This is a genomic window from Haemophilus sp. THUN1692 (genome assembly GCF_059704395.1).
The window spans coordinates 1403844-1422758 of record NZ_AP046579.1; the positions used below are offsets into that span (position 1 = coordinate 1403844).

Genomic DNA, 18915 nt, shown 5'->3' on the forward strand with positions numbered 1-18915 from the left:
ATTTATGTTGGTTTATGTGTGAGGGTTATGTTGGGTGGGTTTACCTTAGACTAAGAAAGTATAAAAAATAAAAATGCTCGCCAAGTGCGAGCATTTTTTATGAAATAAAAGGAAGCAATGGTGATAACACTTGTTCGGCTGAAATTTCTTTCATTGAATTAGCCGATAAGTAATGCTGATTTTTACCATAACAGCCAATCAATTTAGGATCTGTTGCGCCATAAAGCGTAATATTGGGCTTATCCAAAGCGGCAGTTAAATGCGCCAAACCTGTATCCACCGACACAACGGCTTTTGCATTCGCAAACTGTTTTGTAAGCTCCGTTAAAGTTAACTTAGGCAACACGATCACATTAGAATGAACTTGAGCCAAACGCTCTGCTCGTGCTTTTTCTAGTTCATTTCCCCAAGGCAAGCGAATTTCGTAATCAGAAAGTGCGGTAATTTTTTCAATCAATTTTTGCCATTCTGATTCTTCCCAATGCTTATCTGTCCGAGTTGTAGAATGAATGAATACCACATAATTTTGTTCTGGAGTTTGATGAAGAAAATGGCGAACAATACCATAATCGCCCTGAACTTGAGGTAATTCATAACCTAAACTCAGAGCAAAAAGCTGACGAATTCGTTCCACCGCATGCTGTTGATAAGAAATGGCATATTTTTTATCGTAGAAAAAAGATGCTAGCGGCTCTCGAATGCTTTGACGATCATAGCCATGTTTCACACCCTGAGCGAAACGAGTTGCAAATAATGCACTTTTAATGAGCCCTTGCGCATCGATTACAGCATCATAGTTTTCAGCCTGCAACAAAGTGCGGTAATTTTTCCACTCATTTCTTGTTTGAATGGAAAAAGGCGATTTTCGCCAACGGCGCAAAGCAATTGGAATAATTTGATTCACTGCAGAATGCCAACGTGGGATTTCTGCAAAATTATCTTCCACCACCCAATCAATAGAGAGATTAGGAATAGCACTCTGTGCATCAGTCAATGCCGGCAAAGTATGAATCACATCCCCCATAGAGGAAGTTTTAATCACACATACTTTCATTTAATTAACCTTCTTCCCCAGTGCATAATTCCAAGCCCTAATACTGCTAAAATGCCTCCAATAATTAAGGAGGAATCCACCTGTTCATTCAACCAAACGGCTGAAAATAAAATACCTAAAATCGGCACAAGAATAATGTAAGCCGAGGCATTGCCTGCCCCTAAGCGTTTCACTCCATCAAAATACCATGCATAAGCCAATACCGTTGAGCCAAATGCAAGACCCAGTAAACTAAACCATTGCGATCCATTTAATTGAAATACGGTTGCCCAATCTTCCGCACTTTCTGTCCATAATGCTGCCAACGTCAGCATGAAAAAACCAAAAGTAGAAGAAATCGTGGTAGCGGTGAGAGAATCAATTCCGATTAATACTTTACGAGCCAATAAAGTATAAGCAACCCAACAAACTAAAGCACAAAGCAATAACATTTGACCGAATCCAAAATTTTGTAAGAGATTAGTTGGATTCCCTTTTGTCAGGGCTAACAAAGAACCGCTAATCGCAATAATCATCCCTAATACAACCCAGCGATTCCATTTTTCTTTAAATAATAAAATAGCAAAAAACATCGTAAAGACGGGGTTAGAAGCGACCACCATTGTTCCTTGCCCTGCTGGAACATATTTCAACCCCCAAATAAAGAAAGTCGAATAACCAAAGATCCCAAGCAAAGCAGTTAACAATAACCCCACCCATTGATTAAGTCGCAGTTGTTTAGCATATTTGAAACGATTCGCCGCATATAGCCAAATAATGAGTGGAATAATGGCGAAAAAAAAGCGCACGCTTGAAGCAACAAATGTCGGCATAGCTTGAGCAACCACTCGCCCCCAAGGCCAAGAGGCGCCCCATAAAATCACCATTCCAATTAATTGTAAATGGATGCGTAGAGGGCTCATATCATTAACATATCCTGTTAGACCTTCTATTTACTTAAAGGCTCTGCTTGGTAAGCTTTTATTTTTTCTCGTAAAACGGCTTCAAATGCTTCTCGATGAGCATCATCTTGAAAAGCTGAATGAGGAATTAAGAAAAACAAGCCCGTATCAACTCGAATCATTAAGTAACCATAATGATTTTCAATATGATGAATGTACCGATAATTATATAAAGTTTGGCAGAGAGCTATTTCAGAATATAAACCATCTTCTTGAATTCGTATGGTTCTTTTTTCCTTATTAGCTTCCTCATATACTTAGCTTTGAAAAGCTTTGGTATTTAAATAAGGTCGTAGCAAAACTGCATAGAAAAAACAACATACTGAGATGAGCAATAATATATGTCCTGCATAATTGGCTAAGATATTTTCATAGCAATCATACAAATACTCTCCCCAATTCATCAGTTCAAAAGCAAGAAAAATACTTGGCAGCAAGAAGAATAAATATAATAAGAAATCGCCAATACTCATCATCTTGCGAAATTTATTATGTTTATAAATATCACGACTGATTTTACGGGCTGCTTTAGCTTCATTTTTATCTAATACGGGTTGATATGTCACTTCCATTTTATATTCTCTCTTTCTCAAACCTCTAAAAGTGCGGTCAGTTTTTCTGCTACTTTTTCTGGTGTAATATCAATCAAACTTTGATGATACCCTTCCGAGCTATCTGTACTTTTACGCACCTTAATTAAATCGCCTTCAATTAAACGAATAATCATGGCTTTATCTGATAATGGTGGCGTATAAGTTGGGCTAGTAGGGCCATAAAGCGCAACCAATGGACGATCTGTCGCAGCGGCAATATGCATTAAGCCGCTGTCATTGCTCACTACTGCCGTACAGTTGGCAATTAAATCCACCGCTTGATTAAGATTCGTTTGCCCTGCCAAATTCAAACAGAATGGTTGCAGTTCTGCTGGCAATACATTGCGAATTTGCTCACCTGCTTCCACATCTTTTGGTGAACCAAATAATTCTACCGCATAGCCTTTTTCAATGAGCATTTCTGCCAATTTAGCATAATGATAATGCGGCCAACGTTTTGCAGGGCCAAATTCTGCGCCAGGACAAAAACCAATAATTGGACGTTCGCCTAAAAGTGCGGTTTGTTTTTCAAATTTTTTTAAGGTTTCAGCTTGTTGCGCTGGCTCAACCGTCAAATAGGGTTTTAAGACAGAAATATCATCAGCTTTTGGTACAACATCTTTTTCAAAAGCCAATGCAACATAACGCTGCACCATCATTGGATAATCTTTTTTATTGGCTCGTAAATCATTCAATAAAATGTAACGGCTTTCGCCTTTCCAACCGCGACGATGAGCAATTTTTGCAAAGAAAGGAATAAACGCAGATTTCAATGAATTAGGCAAAATAATCGCCATATCATATTGTTCACGCAAAGACTTTCCTAAACGATAACGCGTTCCCAATTCAAAGGTCCCATGCCCTAATGGCATTTCAATTGCCTTACGCACCTCTGGCATTCGCACAAGCAAAGGCTTACACCAATTCGGTGCCATCACATCAATATTGCAGTTTGGATATTGAATTTTCAGTTGCTGGTACAAACTGTGCGACATCATCATATCGCCAACCCAAGATGGGCCAATAATTAGAATATTCATTTTCTGTCTTTCAGATAAAAGTGCGGTCAAAAACACTTGTTATTATGACACAGAGTTGAATAAAAATATGCTCCTTTAACAATTTAGTCGAAACTCTTTAGGAGTCATTCCAAATTCTTTCTTAAACACAGAATAAAAATATTGAATTGATGGATAGCCGCAAATCTCAGCAATTTCTTGAATAGAAATATCTGTTTGTTGTAATAAATTCTTTGCTCGGGAAATTTTTTCTTCGTGGATGACTTGGTGAATTGTTTTATCCATTTCATTCTTAAAACGTTGTTCAAGATTAGAACGTGAGGTTTCAAGATGATCTAAAACTTGTTCTACTTTAATTCGATGACAGGCACGATGACGAATATAATGCATTGCTTGAATGACAAGCGGATCTGTTAATGATCGATAATCTGTAGAATTTCGAGAGTGAACGGTAATCGGTGGAATTAAAATAGGGGTATGTGAAACTTTTTGACCATTGAGTAATTTGTGTAATAATTTCGCAGCTTGATAACCAATCTCTCTCGTGCCTTGTTCTACAGAGGAAAGGGACACACGCGATAAATATTGGATCAATTCTTCATTATCAATACCAACCACACAAAGCTCTTCAGGTACAGCAATTTTACTGTACTCACAAGCCTGCAATAAATGACGAGCACGCGCATCCGTAACAGCAATAATACCAGTATGAGAAGGAAGAGATTTTAACCAGACAATTAGCTTTTGTTGCTCTTCCAACCAATTTTGAGCATGAACCTGCACACCCTCATATAGGTAAATAGGGTAATGATTTTTCTCCATCAACTCTACAAAAGCATCTCTTCGTTCTATAGACCAATGCTTATGAGTATTTACTTGCAAACCATAAAATGCAAACTGTGACAGTCCTTTCTCCTGTAAATGAGATAAAGCCATTTCAACCAATGTCATATTATCTGTTGCTACATAAGGAAAGTGCGGATAAAAATCAGCTTGTTTATAAGATCCACCAACTGCTATAGTAGGAATAAGAGTGTGTTGCAATAATTCAACAGTTTTTGGGTCATCAAAGTCTGCAATAATGCCATCAATAGAAAGTTGATTAATGGTATCAGTATGATAGATAAATTCATCTTCTACAAAAATATCCCACATACATTGCGATGCCTGAATATATTGTCCAATACCCTCCACCACCTGCCGATCATATACTTTGTTTGCATTAAATAAGAGGGCAATTTTGTAGTATTGTTCCGTCATTTTATATCCTTATCTATGGGAAATTGCTATTTAAGTTATAATAGAAAAGATATTTAGCTTCAAGATAAAAATAGCCAGAATAACTGGCCATTTTTATATCCAATACCACATTTATTTTTTTAGCTTCGCAATACCTATTCCACTTGCACCATAAATAATAGCAAAGATAATACCGCTCCAACATAAAATTGCCCAAGGTAAATAAGACAATGTTGCAACACCTAATGTACCTGCCATATATGCACCTGCGGCAGTCCATGGCAAAATAGGTTCGATAATTGTTGCGGAGTCTTCTGCTGTTCGACTTAAATTTTTGGGATGTAATCCTTTTTCTACATACGCATCTTTAAGCATTTCTCCTGGAATTAGAATAGAAATTTGCCCATTACAAGTAACCCCAATCATTGTTAGACCGCAAAGAATCGTTGTAATAATCAAAGAAAGAGTTGAATGAACAAAGGTGAGTAATTTTTGAATAATCACGGTTAATGCACCGCTCAATTGTAATACACCAGCAAATGACAATGCACAGAAGCAAATTAATAGTGTTCCCATCATTGAGTTCATTCCACCACGATTCAACAAACGACTTAAATCAGAGCTAACTGAAGTATGGTGAATCATTGAGGTATCAAATCCATTAACTGCGCTATTAATCACATCAGATAGAGAGAATTTTTGAATTACGATAGCATTAATAATTGCGATAAATGCTGAGAATAACATCACTGGAATAGTCGGTTTCTTAGTAATAGATCCCCATAATACAATAGCGACAGGAATGAGTAATAGAAAGTTAAAATGATAAACTTGCTCTAACTCATGAATCATTGTATTTACTTTTTCTGGAGTGGCCACATTAGAAAAATCGTAGTTTAAGCCATATACAACATAGACAGTAGCCGAAAGAATAAAAGATGGTAATGTTGTGTAAAGTAAGTGAGCAATATGCTCATATAAATCTACACCAGCAGCTGCAGATGCAATATTGGTTGTATCAGATAATGGTGATAATTTATCTCCAAAATACGCACCAGCGACCACAGCACCTGCCGTAGCAGCTAAATTGGCGTCTAATCCAATCGCAACGCCCATAAATGCCACACCAACAGTCCCTGCTGACCCCCAAGAGGTTCCAGTACAAATGGAAACAATAGCAGTAAGGAATAAGGCTGTCACATAAAGATATTCAGGTGATATCGCTTTTAGTCCGTAGTAGATCATCATAGGAATTGTTCCTCCACTAATCCAAGTTCCAATTAATAATCCTACAGTAATTAAAATTAATAGCGCAGGCATTGTTTTAGCTATTTTTTCTGAAATGGCGTCTAAAATATCTAAATAGCAATGACCTAATTTAATAACTAAAAAACCAGCAAATACCGTTGAAATAATCATTAATGGCTCTGCTGGCAAATCAAATAAAGCATACCCAAACCCTAACAGTAATAGCATCACTATGATTGGTGAAAAAGCTTCTAATGTTGTTGGCATTCTTGTGCGATAAGTGGTTTTCATATTAAATCTCCCTATTATTTAATAAACAAAACCCATTTTTAATTCGATTCAATGCTTCTAATAATTTTTCTCTAGGCATAGCGACATTCATACGAAAGAAACCGTCTCCCTCTTTACCAAATTCACTCCCCAAAGATACTTTTACTCTTGATAAATTATTAATCCAATAAGCTAATTCATTTTCATTTATACTTAGCTTTTTATAGTTTATCCAAAGTAAATAAGTTCCATCACTTTCAGTAATATCTAATAATGGAATATACTCATTGAAAAATTCTTTTACTATCTTCTTATTATTCTTTATGTATTCTTTTAGACAGATTACCCAGTCAGTACAATATTTATATAACGAAATAATAGCTGGTATAGAGAAATAATTTGGATTATGTATACCTAATGCTATCATTTCTTTTATAAATTTTTCTCGAATTTCTTTATTCTCAATAATTAGGTTAGCTATTTCCAATCCAGGAATATTAAAAGTTTTTGCTGGGGATAAACAGATCATTGCGTGATTTGCTACCCATTCATCTAATGATGATATTAGATAGTGAGAGTCATTTGTTAGTGTAAAGTCTGCATGAACATCATCGGAAATTATAAATACATTATGTTTTTTAGCTAAGTTTATAATTTTAATAAGGACTTCTTTGTTCCAAATCGTTCCAGTTGGATTATGGGGAGAAATTAAAACAAATATTTTAGAATGTTCAAAACATTCCTCTAATAAATTAAAATCAATATGATACTTTCTATTCTCATAAACCAAAGGACATTTATATAATTTTCTGTCATTTAATTTTATCGTGTTTAATATTGGACTATATGAAGGTGATAAAATGCATATTCCATCAGTTTCTTTTGTAAACGCTCGTATATAAATAGATATAGCTTGTATTATTCTTGGGCAAAATACAATTTTTTCAGATAGAACAGAATAATGATATTGTTCGAAAATATAATCACTGATTATCTTGTGATAGTCGGCTGGTAATTCAGTATAACCATAAATTCCTAAACGATTAAATTTTTCTAATTCATCTATCATCACTTGAGGTGCTGGAATATCCATATCCGCAACAGACATTGGAATAATATCATTATCTACATTCCATTTAGCACTAAATGTATTTAGGCGATCAATAATCACATCAAAATTATAAAAATTATTCATTATTCCTCCTGATGTATAAGACAAATTTACTTTAGTCAAAGAAGAAAATAATTAAAATTACTAAAACTACTTTATCTATTACGTTTTTTTACAACTGTGATCCACTCCACAGTTGCAAATAATCAACATAGAAAAATTAAATAACATAATTGATGAAAAGCTAGTTTTTCACAAAAATACGAAAAATTTCATCATCTAGAGAGGAAAATGTTATGACAACCTATTTCGATAAAATTGAAAAAATCTCCTTTGAGGGAGAAAAATCCACAAATCCTTTTGCTTTCAAACATTATGATGCTAATCAAGTAATTTTAGGTAAAACTATGGCTGAACACTTACGCTTAGCTGTGTGTTATTGGCATACCTTTTGCTGGAATGGAAATGATATGTTTGGGCTAGGTTCTTTGGAGCGAAGTTGGCAGAAAAATCCAAATTTGCTTGCTGGCGCAGAACAAAAAGCCGATATTGCTTTTGAGTTTTTGAATAAGTTAGGCGTGCCTTATTATTGTTTTCATGATGTCGATATTGCACCTGAAGGTAATTCAGTGCGGGAATATGTACAAAATTTTCATCATATTGTTGATATTTTAGAACGCAAACAAGTAGAAACGGGTGTAAAACTCTTATGGGGAACTGCAAATTGTTTTACTAATCCTCGTTATATGTCTGGTGCAGCAACTAATCCTAATCCAGAGGTTTTTGCGTGGGCTGCAACACAAGTGTTTAATGCGATGAATGCCACTCAACGTTTAGGTGGAGAAAATTACGTATTATGGGGGGGACGTGAGGGATATGAAACTTTATTGAATACCGATTTGAAACGTGAACGTGAACAAATTGGTCGTTTTATGCAAATGGTGGTAGAACATAAGCATAAAATTGGGTTTAAAGGTACATTATTAATTGAACCAAAACCGCAAGAACCAACTAAACATCAATATGATTATGATGTGGCAACAGTGTATGGTTTCCTAAAACAATTTGGTTTAGAAAAAGAAATTAAAGTTAATATTGAAGCGAACCACGCGACACTTGCTGGACATACCTTTCAACATGAAATTGCAACAGCTTGTGCATTAGATATTTTTGGCTCAATTGATGCTAATCGTGGCGATCCACAATTAGGCTGGGATACCGACCAATTCCCAAATAGTGTTGAAGAAAACACGTTAGTTATGTATGAAATTTTAAAACACGGTGGCTTTACTAATGGAGGTTTTAATTTTGATGCGAAAATTCGCCGACAAAGTATTGATCCTTATGATTTATTTTACGCTCATATCGGTGCAATTGATGTATTGGCATTATCCTTAAAACGTGCAGCAAAAATGTTACAAGAGGAAACCTTACAAAAAATTGTAAATGAACGCTATGCAGGTTGGAATAGTGAACTTGGCCAGCATATTTTGCAAGGCAAAACTTCACTTGAAACACTTGCGCAACTTGTCCAACAAAAAGATTTAGATCCAAAACCAGTTTCAGGTCAGCAAGAATATTTGGAAAATTTGGTAAATCAAGTTATTTATAGCTAAAAATGAAGCAAAAGTGCGGTTGTATTTCACCGCACTTTTTTATTTTAGGAGACATTATGTATATCGGAATTGATTGTGGCACACAAGGGACAAAGGCGATAGTGCTTGATTCTGTCCAAAAAAAAGTGATTGGAGCTGGTTACGCAAAACATGAATTAATTACACAATCCAATGGAAGACGTGAACAAAAACCAAATTGGTGGATTGACGCATTACAACAATCATTACAAATTGCATTGAAACAAGCAAAAAATTCACCGCACTTTTCACCTAAATTAGTGAAGGGAATAGGCATTTCAGGACAACAACATGGACTGGTAATGTTAGATAAAAATGATCGTCCGCTATATAAGGCTAAGCTTTGGTGTGATACAGAAACCGCTACGGAAAATGATATACTGATCGAAAAATTAGGCGGACAAACAGCCGTATTTGAAAAATTAGGCATCATTTGCCAAACTGGTTACACGGCTTCAAAACTGAGTTGGTTTCGTCAAAATTATCCTGATAAATTTGCCAATATTCGAAAAATCATGCTGCCACATGATTATCTAAATTATTGGCTAACAGGAAAATTCTACAGTGAATTTGGTGATGCTTCTGGTAGTGGTTATTTCGATGTTGTGAAAAGAGAGTGGAAGAGAGAGGTCTTCAAATATCTTGCGCCAGAATTAAATATGGATGAAGTGTTACCTAAATTACTTTCTGCCGAACAAAAAATTGGTGTGATTAAACCCAAAATTGCGACTTTATTTGGTTTTAATGAGAATGTCATAGTATCCACAGGTGGAGGCGATAATATGATGGGAGCAATTGGTACAGGAAATATTCGAGAAGGGATTGCTACGATGAGTCTCGGTACTTCTGGTACCTTGTATGCTTATACGCAAAAGCCATTACTTAATTTACCACCAATGATCGCAAATTTTTGTTCAAGTAATAATGGCTGGTTACCACTGGTTTGTGTGATGAATATAACCTCCTCAAATAAACAGCTAATGAATTTGCTCAATATTGATATTGAAGAATTAAATCAACTTGCTCAACAAGCACCTATCGGCGCGAATGGCATCACTATTTTGCCATTCTTTAATGGTGAAAGAGTTCCTCCTTTACCCAATACAAAAGCGAGCATTTTAGGATTAGACTCAAGTAATTTCACACGAGAAAATCTTTGTCGAGCAATGATGGAAAGTGCCACTTTTACGCTTCGCTATGGTTTAGATTTATTTCGTCAAGCTGGGCTCAAAACCTCACACATTCGCCTAATTGGAGGTGGCGCAAAAAGCTCATTTTGGCGGCAAATGATTGCCGATGTGATGAATTCTGAAGTGGTATGTTTGCAGGAAGAAGAAGCTGCTGCATTAGGAGGAGCAATTCAAGCTATGTGGGCAAATGGAGAAGGAGAACTGGAATTTTTATGCGAAACCTTCATTCACTTAGATGAAAACTCAAAAGCTTATCCCAACTTATCACAGGTGAAAAATTATCAAAGTGCTTATGAGCGTTATTTAACACATTTATCAAAATTATATTAAATAAAATCCCCTATACCGATAAGCTATAGGGGATTTACTACATTAATAATTTATTTTCTATTCAACCACGCCATATATTCAGCCACGCCTTCGGCGACTGTTTTGAATGGTTTATCGTAGCCTGTTGAGCGAAGTTTAGTCAAATCTGCTTGAGTATATTCTTGATAACGAGATTTCAAATGCTCTGGGAATGGAATAGTTTCAATCTCGCCTTTACCGTGGAATTTCACTACTGCATCAGCCACCGCACGGAAACTTTCTGCATTTCCTGTACCAAGGTTGTAAATACCAGAAATACCATTTTGCCAACACCAAATATTCACTGCAGCCACATCGGCCACATAAACAAAATCACGGCGGAAGTGTTCGCTGCCTGCAAATAATTTTGGATTTTCGCCTTTTAAGATTTGGTTATTCAAGTGGAATGCTACGCTCGCCATAGAACCTTTATGATTTTCACGCGGCCCGTAAACATTGAAATAACGGAAACCACATACTGGCGATTTTGCTTCAGGCAAAATATTGCGCACATATTGATCGAACAAGAATTTAGAATAGCCATACACATTTAATGGGCCTTCAAATTCACGTTCCTCACGAAATATTTTTGTATCGCCATAAGTTGCTGCGCTTGAGGCATAAAAGAAAGGGATTTTGCGATCAAGACAATAGTGCAACAACTCTTTAGAATATTCATAGTTATTGTGCATAATGTATTTGCCATCCCATTCCGTAGTCGCAGAACATGCCCCCTCGTGGAATACTGCATCAATATTACCAAATTCGTCTCCTGCGATAATAGAAGCAATGAAATCTTCTTTATCACAATAATCTGCAATATCTAAATCAACTAAATTTGCGAATTTTGTGCCATCTTTTAAGTTATCCACCACTAAAATATCTTTACGCCCTAAATCATTTAATGCTTTGACAATATTGCTGCCAATAAAACCTGCGCCACCTGTTACGATAATCATAATTCTGTCCTCTTTAAAATAAGTCTGCGTATTGTAATAGATTTTCTACCGCTTATCCAAAAAACTCTGTGAAAAACAACCGCACTTTTAATCCCCAATAACTCGTGAGGCCTGTCGTAACAAGATCCATTTTGCCTTTACTCAACAGCACAATTGTCGGTGTCACATTAATTTGCCATTGTTTTGCAAACTCGCCTTTCGGGTCATTCACTGTAGTGAAGTGGTAGTCATTTTTACTTAAATAATCATTTACTTCCGCCTCATTGCCTGAGCGTAACGCCACCGACACAACTTGATAGCCTTCTTTCGCTAAAGAATTAATTACCGGCGAAGTATAGCGACAATAGCCACACCAAGTTCCCCAAAAATAAAGCAACGTCGCTTTATTTTGATCTAGACGTTCAAGAGAAAAAGAGTTCCCTTGAAGATCTTGTAGTGTGATTTTATTTATTTCCTCTGGTACCACAGGACGACGAACAAAATCCAGTATGCTACTCATCACAATAAAAGTTAAAAAGAGGGATAATCCATTCTTAAGTAGTTTTTTAATCTTCATTTTCTTTATTCCTTATCGCATTGAGATGATTGTAATCAAGCATAAAAGCACAGTCAAAAATAAGGAATTTTTGCTACAATAGGTAAAACATAAATAAAAGGAGGAAAATAATGACACCGAATCAACTTGCTCAATATATCGATCACACTGCACTTACCGCAGAAAAAAATGAACAAGATATTTCGACACTCTGTAATGAAGCGATTGAACACGGATTTTATTCTGTATGTATCAATTCTGGTTATATTCCACTCGCTAAAGAAAAACTTACTGGCTCAAATGTAAAAATTTGTACCGTAGTTGGCTTCCCTTTGGGTGCCAATTTAACCTCAGTCAAAGCATTTGAAACACAAGAATCCATTAAAGCGGGCGCAGATGAAATTGATATGGTAATTAATGTAGGTTGGATAAAATCGCAAAAATGGGATGCAGTAAAACAAGATATTCAAGCGGTGTTTAATGCTTGTAATGGCACACCATTAAAAGTGATTTTAGAAACTTGTTTGCTCACTAAAGATGAAATAGTGAAAGCCTGTGAAATTTGTAAAGAAATCGGTGTGACTTTTGTTAAAACATCAACAGGCTTCAATAAAGGCGGGGCGACCGTAGAAGATGTTGCATTGATGAAACAAACGGTCGGCAATATTGGCGTTAAAGCATCAGGCGGCGTGCGTGATACTGAAACAGCACTTGCAATGATTAAAGCGGGTGCGACACGCATTGGTGCAAGTGCGGGCATTGCAATTATTAGTGGCACGCAAGATACCCAAAGCACTTACTAGCCCCCCTTTCACGCGTGGTATTCTCACCACGCGTTTTTACATATTCGACAATTTCTGCAGCAAACGATCCATTGCTCGATAGCCCAAGGCCTCCGCCAAGTGAGGTTGAGAAATTTGTTGTTCTCCTTGTAGATCGGCAATGGTTCGAGAAACTTTCAAAATACGATGGTAAGCCCGTACAGAAAGCCCAAGCTTATTCAGCGCATTTTCAAGGAAAAAGGCATCTTTATCACTTAACTTGCAATCACGCTCAATCTCTTTACTATTCAAATAAGCGTTAATTTTTCCCGCTCTTTCCATTTGAATCTCACGCACTTTTAACACTTTTTCGCGTACTTGAGCGCTGGTTTCGCCACGACCGTTCGTATTTTGCAAGCTACCTTGTGGCAATAAAGGCACTTCAATAGACAAGTCAAAACGATCTAAAAAGGGCCCTGAAAGTCGATTCAAATAACGCATAATTTGCTGTGGTGAAGTGCGGTTATGTGTTCCAGTATAATGGCCTGTCGGGCTTGGATTCATCGCTGCCACTAATTGAAAACGAGCTGGAAATTGGATTTTGGCATTAGCACGAGAAATAATAATCTCACCACTTTCCAAAGGCTGACGTAGTGCATCTAATACTTTTCGTTCAAACTCTGGAAGTTCATCAAGAAAAAGTACACCATTTGTTGCTAAGGATATTTCACCAGGTTTTGGGATCGTCCCACCTCCAACTAAAGCTGGCATTGATGCACTATGGTGTGGGGCTCGAAAAGGACGCTGTTTCCAATTATGAAAATTTAACTCGTTTTGAACTAAACTCGTTACAGATGCCGTTTCTATCGCTTCTAGATCGGTCATTTCAGGTAAAAGCCCTGTTAATCGGCTGGCTAACATCGTTTTTCCTGTGCCTGGAGGGCCAAGAAATAGCAAATTATGCTGCCCCGCTGCAGCAATGGTCAATGCTCGTTTGGCGTGTTGTTGTCCGATAATATCCGTTAAATCTAACGTATTTTTGCCCGAAAAATTTACCGCACTTTCTTTCACAATTTCAGTGGCGAGTGGTAATTTTTCCTGACCATTGAGAAATTGCACCACATCTAAAAGCGTTTGCGCAAAATAAGTATTTTGATCAGAAACAAGCGAGGCTTCATTGGCATTTTGCTTCGTGATAATTAACTCTCGCTTTGACTTTTGCGCAGCAAGAATAGCGGGAATCACACCATGTACGCCACGCAATTGTCCCGTCAGCGCAAGCTCTGCCACAAATTCAAATTGCTTTAAACGGCTCGCATCAAGCTGATCCGATGCGGCTAAAATTCCGATGGCAATAGGCAAATCAAATCGTCCACCTTCTTTCGGTAAATCTGCAGGCGCGAGATTCACTGTGATACGCTTGGCTGGGTATTTAAATTGTGCATTCATCAACGCACTACGCACCCGATCTTGTGCCTCTTTCACCGTTTTTTCGGGCAAACCAACAAGTGTAAATCCTGGTTTTCCGTTGCTTAAATGCACCTCAATAGTGACAAGCGGTGCTTGCACACCCATAGAGGCACGGCTGTAAACAATAGCAAGGGACATGATAATCCTTAAAGTGCGGTAAAAATGAATATAGTTTTTGCACTATAAAAAAAGCACGCCATGAAATCATTCATCACGTGCTTTTATTACGATCTGGATCGCAAAATTTACATTTTATTCCGCAAAAAGTGGCGAAAACCAAAAATCTAATTTCGCTGCAAGTTTATCAATACCAATTTTATTTTGTGCAGAAAAGGCTTCTACTTGAATATCACCTTGGAATGGAAGAATCGCTTCGCGCACCATCTTTACTTGTTTACTACGTGCGCTTTGGCTCAATTTATCGGCTTTAGTAAGCAATAAAAGTACTGGTAAATCTGCAGAAACCGCCCATTCAATCATTTGTTGGTCAAGATCTTTAAGTGGATGACGAATATCCATCAACACAACCAATCCTGCCAAACATTCGCGCTTTTGCAAATATTCGCCTAATGATTTTTGCCATTGGATTTTCATTTGTTCTGGTACGACCGCATAACCATAACCTGGTAAATCCACCAATTTACAATTTGGTTCTACTTCAAATAAGTTAATGAGTTGCGTGCGCCCCGGTGTTTTTGAGGTGCGAGCTAAACTTTTTTGATTGGTTAATGCATTAAGTGCGGTCGATTTTCCCGCATTTGAACGACCTGCAAACGCAATTTCAATGCCCGTATCTTGAGGAATAGAACGAATATTCGGTGCACTCGTTAAAAAGTGAGTTTTATGGTAATTAAGTTTAATTTCAGACATAAGGATTCCTTTTAAAATTGCGCTTAGAATAGCATAAATGGAAAATTTCCTGAAATTATGTCAAAATTTGCACCAAAATTATAACCAATTCATGACAATCTAGATGACAACAAAAACAACTTACCAATGGCCTCAATCTAAGGATATTTATCCATATCGACCAGGGCGTTTTGATGCACCAAAACATTGGCGTTATAACTTACGTAGCTTTTTAAATCGTGGTTCAATTCGTCGCTTTGAACAATTTATCAATCAACATCCTTTTCTCGTCGATATTTTTAATACGCACTTGGATTATAGTTATCCTGTTGCTTGTCGTTTTTTGGATAAGCGTTTCAACGCATCACAACGTTTTAATGCTATTTGCGACAATCTTTTATTTTTACCCGAAAAACTCACCGCACTTTCTACGCCATTATGGGAAAAACCATTAAGTTTTGGCGAAGTCATTCCTGATTTTGAAATGACATTAAGTATGACAACCCATCAACCGATGGAGGGGTATTGGGTATTGGAGCTATGGCATAAACCAAGAAATGAATTAGTCTATTTGCTTACTTTTGCTAAATTGGGCGATGCTCTACTCATTGCTGTTGTACAAGGGCCAAATTTTGAAGGTTCAAAAGAAATGGTGAAACAACTCACCAAGTCATGCCACGGTTTGCGCCCAGCCTATTTAATGGTTGAAACCATGAAATCACTCACGAAAATCTTAGGCTACGATAAATTGCTTGGCATTCCGCAAAAATACCAAAATAAATCTCGCTTCATTCAAAGTAAACAATACACAGTGGATTATGATGCAATTTTTGGTGAATCGGGCGGAGAGTTAAAAGATTACTGGGAATTGCCTTTAGAAATGGATAGAAATCTCGATGATATCCCAAGTAAGAAACGCTCCATGTATCGTAAACGCTATGCCATGTTAGATGAAATAACTCTCACCATAAAAGACACCCTCAAGCTTTAAAACAATGGCGCAGATCAACGCCTGCGCCTATTTTTTCTATCGAAAAATTTTTCCTTTTAAGATTAAATTTATGCTATCGTAGCCCACATTATTCATTCCATTTCACTCGAATAGGAGATACAAATGACAACTCAATTAGATTCACTTCGTCAAATGACCGTTGTGGTCGCAGACACTGGCGATATCGACGCGATTAAAAAATATCAACCACAAGATGCGACTACTAACCCATCATTAATTCTAAGCGCATCTGCACTTCCACAATATGCGCCATTAATTGATGAAGCTGTAGCTTATGCAAAAGCTCAAAGCAATGATAAAGCACAACAACTTATTGATGCAGAAGATAAATTAGCGGTAAATATTGGTTTAGAAATTTTAAAAATCGTTCCGGGACGTATTTCTACTGAAGTGGATGCGCGTCTTTCTTACAACACACAAGCAACGGTTGAAAAAGCACGTAAATTAATCGCACTTTATAATGCAGCAGGCATTTCAAACGACCGTATTTTGATTAAAATTGCTTCAACATGGCAAGGTATCCGAGCTGCAGAAATTCTTGAAAAAGAAGGCATTAACTGTAACTTAACCTTATTATTCTCTGAAGCTCAAGCTCGTGCTTGTGCAGAAGCAGGCGTTTACTTAATTTCTCCATTTGTAGGTCGTATTTTAGACTGGTACAAAGCAAATTCAGACAAAAAAGAATATGCGCCAGCAGAAGACCCAGGCGTTATTTCTGTCACCAAAATCTATAATTACTACAAAGAATATGGCTACAACACCGTTGTGATGGGCGCAAGCTTCCGTAATGTAGGAGAAATTACTGAACTTGCAGGTTGCGATCGTTTAACCATCACACCAGCATTACTGAAAGAATTACAAGAAAATTCAACCGCACTTGTACGCAAACTAGAATACAAAGGCGAAGTAAAAGCGAAACCACAACCATTAACAGAAGCTGAGTTCTACTGGCAACATAATAGCGATGCTATGGCTGTTGAAAAATTAGCAGATGGTATTCGTAAATTTGCTGTTGACCAAGAAAAATTGGAAACCATGCTTTCAGCAAAACTTTAATCTATAATTCAATATAAAAAATAACCGCACTTTTGAGTAATCAAAGTGCGGTTATTTCTATTCTAGGACTGAATAAATAATTCAGACTTATTTATTTAATTTCGCTTTATAAGTTGGATTCATTAAGTTTTCTACAGAAAGAATGTCATCTAATTGTTCTTCTGTTAATAAACCTTTTTCTAACACAACGTCACGTACGCCTTTGCCTGTTTGCGCACAGATTTTACCCACTAAGTCGCCGTTATGGTGGCCGATGAATGGATTTAAGTAAGTCACGATACCGATTGAGTTAAACACATAGTTTTCACAAATTTCTTTGTTTACAGTGATGCCATCCACGCATTTGTCGTGTAAGTTCACACAAGCATTAGTTAAGATGTCGATAGATTCGAACATTGCTTGACCAATCACTGGTTCCATTACGTTTAATTGTAATTGACCTGCTTCAGATGCAAAAGTCACAGTGGTATCGTTACCAATTACTTTAAAGCATACTTGGTTCACCACTTCAGGAACAACTGGGTTTACTTTTGCCGGCATGATAGAAGATCCTGCTTGTAATTCAGGTAAGTTAATTTCTTTAATACCAGCACGTGGACCAGAAGAAAGTAAACGTAAGTCATTACATACTTTAGAAAGTTTCACTGCGGTACGTTTTAATGCTCCGTGAACCATTACATAAGCACCACAGTCAGATGTTGCTTCAATTAAGTTTTCTGCTGGTACGCAAGGTAATCCAGTTACTTCAGCAAGGTGTTTTACAACTAATTCTGTATAGCCTTGTGGCGTATTTAAACCAGTACCGATTGCAGTCGCACCAAGGTTTACTTCAAGGAGTAAATCTGCTGTACGTTTTAAGTTACGCACTTCTTCTTCAAGTAATACTGAGAAAGCTTTGAATTCTTGACCAACAGTCATTGGCACGGCATCTTGTAATTGGGTTCGACCCATTTTTAAGATGTTCGCAAACTCTTTTGCTTTATTATCAAAACCATCGTGTAAATATTGAATTTTATCGATCAATTTTAAGATGCTGTTATACACTGCAATACGGAAACCAGTAGGATACGCATCATTGGTTGATTGGCTTGCGTTAACGTGATCCATCGGGTTAATCACGTTATATTCGCCTTTTTTATGGCCAATTTTTTCAAGGGCAAGATTAGCAACTACTTCATTGGTATTCATATTGACAGAAGTACCTGCACCACCTTGATATACGTCTGATGGGAATTGATCTAAGCATTTTCCAGTAGTAAGAATTTCATCACAAGCTGCTACAATCGCTTTTGCAATATCACTTGGAATTGCACCTAATTCACCATTGGCTAAAGCCGTTGCTTTTTTCACCATCACCATGCCACGTACAAACTCAGGCACGTCAGAAATGGTTACGTTAGAAATATTGAAATTTTCTACCGCTCTTAATGTATGAATACCCCAGTATGCATCTGCTGGTACATTACGTTCGCCGAGTAAATCTACTTCTTTTCTAAATTGAGTCATTTGAATCACCTTTTCTGGTTAGTTAATTTGACGCAATTATAGAAATTTTAAGGAGAAAAAACTTGACCAAGATCACATTTTCAAGAAATGCTCTCAAGACATATTTTCATTTTTCAGATT

Annotated in this window: 18 protein-coding genes; 5 read left to right on the forward strand and 13 right to left on the reverse strand. The window is 37.0% G+C overall.

All coding sequences use genetic code 11. The annotated features are described in order from the left end of the window. Positions 1-97 precede the first annotated feature (97 nt). From rfaC to AC6H0A_RS07105, 8 genes are all read right to left on the reverse strand, one after another. Entirely contained in the window at positions 98-1054 is a 957-nt protein-coding gene (gene rfaC / locus AC6H0A_RS07070; protein ID WP_005643138.1) for a lipopolysaccharide heptosyltransferase RfaC, read from the reverse strand. After that, positions 1051-1956 (reverse strand): DMT family transporter, encoded by a 906-nt coding sequence (locus tag AC6H0A_RS07075; protein WP_005643140.1) that lies wholly within the window; start codon positions 1954-1956, stop codon positions 1051-1053. Before AC6H0A_RS07075 ends, rfaC begins: the two co-directional genes overlap by 4 nt. A gap of 26 nt (positions 1957-1982) precedes the next feature. Further along, on the reverse strand, positions 1983-2117 hold the full coding sequence (locus tag AC6H0A_RS07080; protein WP_256867588.1) for a hypothetical protein: 135 nt from the start codon (positions 2115-2117) through the stop codon (positions 1983-1985). Positions 2118-2252: 135 nt separating this feature from the next. Further along, the gene (locus AC6H0A_RS07085; RefSeq protein WP_253181228.1) at positions 2253-2567 is read right to left on the reverse strand and encodes a hypothetical protein; all 315 of its coding nucleotides are present in this window, start codon (positions 2565-2567) and stop codon (positions 2253-2255) included. 17 nt (positions 2568-2584) lie between these two features. Then, positions 2585-3628 (reverse strand): lipopolysaccharide heptosyltransferase II, encoded by a 1044-nt coding sequence (gene waaF, locus AC6H0A_RS07090; protein WP_005643141.1) that lies wholly within the window; start codon positions 3626-3628, stop codon positions 2585-2587. 75 nt (positions 3629-3703) lie between these two features. Next, complete coding sequence (locus AC6H0A_RS07095) at positions 3704-4867, reverse strand: XylR family transcriptional regulator (RefSeq protein ID WP_005643144.1); 1164 nt, start codon at positions 4865-4867, stop codon at positions 3704-3706. Between the two features lie 111 nt (positions 4868-4978). Continuing rightward, complete coding sequence (nhaC, locus tag AC6H0A_RS07100; RefSeq protein ID WP_179230832.1) at positions 4979-6385, reverse strand: Na+/H+ antiporter NhaC; 1407 nt, start codon at positions 6383-6385, stop codon at positions 4979-4981. Between the two features lies 1 nt (position 6386). Beyond that, positions 6387-7559 (reverse strand): MalY/PatB family protein, encoded by a 1173-nt coding sequence (locus AC6H0A_RS07105; RefSeq protein ID WP_070047072.1) that lies wholly within the window; start codon positions 7557-7559, stop codon positions 6387-6389. Between the two features lie 212 nt (positions 7560-7771). Here AC6H0A_RS07105 and xylA point away from each other — a divergent pair, with 212 nt between their 5' ends. After that, positions 7772-9091: a xylose isomerase gene (gene xylA / locus AC6H0A_RS07110; protein ID WP_005643152.1), complete on the forward strand. Its 1320-nt coding sequence runs from the start codon at positions 7772-7774 to the stop codon at positions 9089-9091. Between the two features lie 56 nt (positions 9092-9147). Further along, positions 9148-10629 (forward strand): xylulokinase, encoded by a 1482-nt coding sequence (gene xylB, locus AC6H0A_RS07115; protein WP_044233270.1) that lies wholly within the window; start codon positions 9148-9150, stop codon positions 10627-10629. A 50-nt stretch (positions 10630-10679) separates the two neighbouring features. On the opposite strand, the gene rfaD is transcribed toward xylB, so the two are convergent. Beyond that, entirely contained in the window at positions 10680-11606 is a 927-nt protein-coding gene (gene rfaD / locus AC6H0A_RS07120; protein WP_005643155.1) for an ADP-glyceromanno-heptose 6-epimerase, read from the reverse strand. A 52-nt stretch (positions 11607-11658) separates the two neighbouring features. Continuing rightward, on the reverse strand, positions 11659-12162 hold the full coding sequence (locus tag AC6H0A_RS07125) for a protein disulfide oxidoreductase (RefSeq protein WP_005643157.1): 504 nt from the start codon (positions 12160-12162) through the stop codon (positions 11659-11661). Positions 12163-12272: 110 nt separating this feature from the next. Between AC6H0A_RS07125 and deoC the strand changes: the two genes are divergently transcribed. Further along, positions 12273-12944 (forward strand): deoxyribose-phosphate aldolase, encoded by a 672-nt coding sequence (gene deoC, locus AC6H0A_RS07130; protein WP_005643159.1) that lies wholly within the window; start codon positions 12273-12275, stop codon positions 12942-12944. A 36-nt stretch (positions 12945-12980) separates the two neighbouring features. Here the strand turns inward: deoC and AC6H0A_RS07135 are convergent, their stop codons facing one another. Both AC6H0A_RS07135 and yihA read right to left on the reverse strand, forming a co-directional pair. Then, positions 12981-14510, reverse strand: a complete 1530-nt coding sequence (locus AC6H0A_RS07135; protein ID WP_179230834.1) for a YifB family Mg chelatase-like AAA ATPase — start codon at positions 14508-14510, stop codon at positions 12981-12983. A gap of 114 nt (positions 14511-14624) precedes the next feature. Next, the gene (gene yihA, locus AC6H0A_RS07140; protein ID WP_005643164.1) at positions 14625-15242 is read right to left on the reverse strand and encodes a ribosome biogenesis GTP-binding protein YihA/YsxC; all 618 of its coding nucleotides are present in this window, start codon (positions 15240-15242) and stop codon (positions 14625-14627) included. 103 nt (positions 15243-15345) lie between these two features. Here yihA and AC6H0A_RS07145 point away from each other — a divergent pair, with 103 nt between their 5' ends. Together AC6H0A_RS07145 and tal are read left to right on the forward strand one after the other, a co-directional pair. Beyond that, complete coding sequence (locus tag AC6H0A_RS07145; RefSeq protein WP_005643166.1) at positions 15346-16212, forward strand: VirK/YbjX family protein; 867 nt, start codon at positions 15346-15348, stop codon at positions 16210-16212. A gap of 123 nt (positions 16213-16335) precedes the next feature. Beyond that, on the forward strand, positions 16336-17289 hold the full coding sequence (gene tal, locus AC6H0A_RS07150; RefSeq protein ID WP_005643167.1) for a transaldolase: 954 nt from the start codon (positions 16336-16338) through the stop codon (positions 17287-17289). An 87-nt stretch (positions 17290-17376) separates the two neighbouring features. On the opposite strand, the gene aspA is transcribed toward tal, so the two are convergent. Beyond that, complete coding sequence (gene aspA, locus AC6H0A_RS07155) at positions 17377-18795, reverse strand: aspartate ammonia-lyase (protein ID WP_005643168.1); 1419 nt, start codon at positions 18793-18795, stop codon at positions 17377-17379. Between the last annotated feature and the right edge of the window lie 120 nt (positions 18796-18915).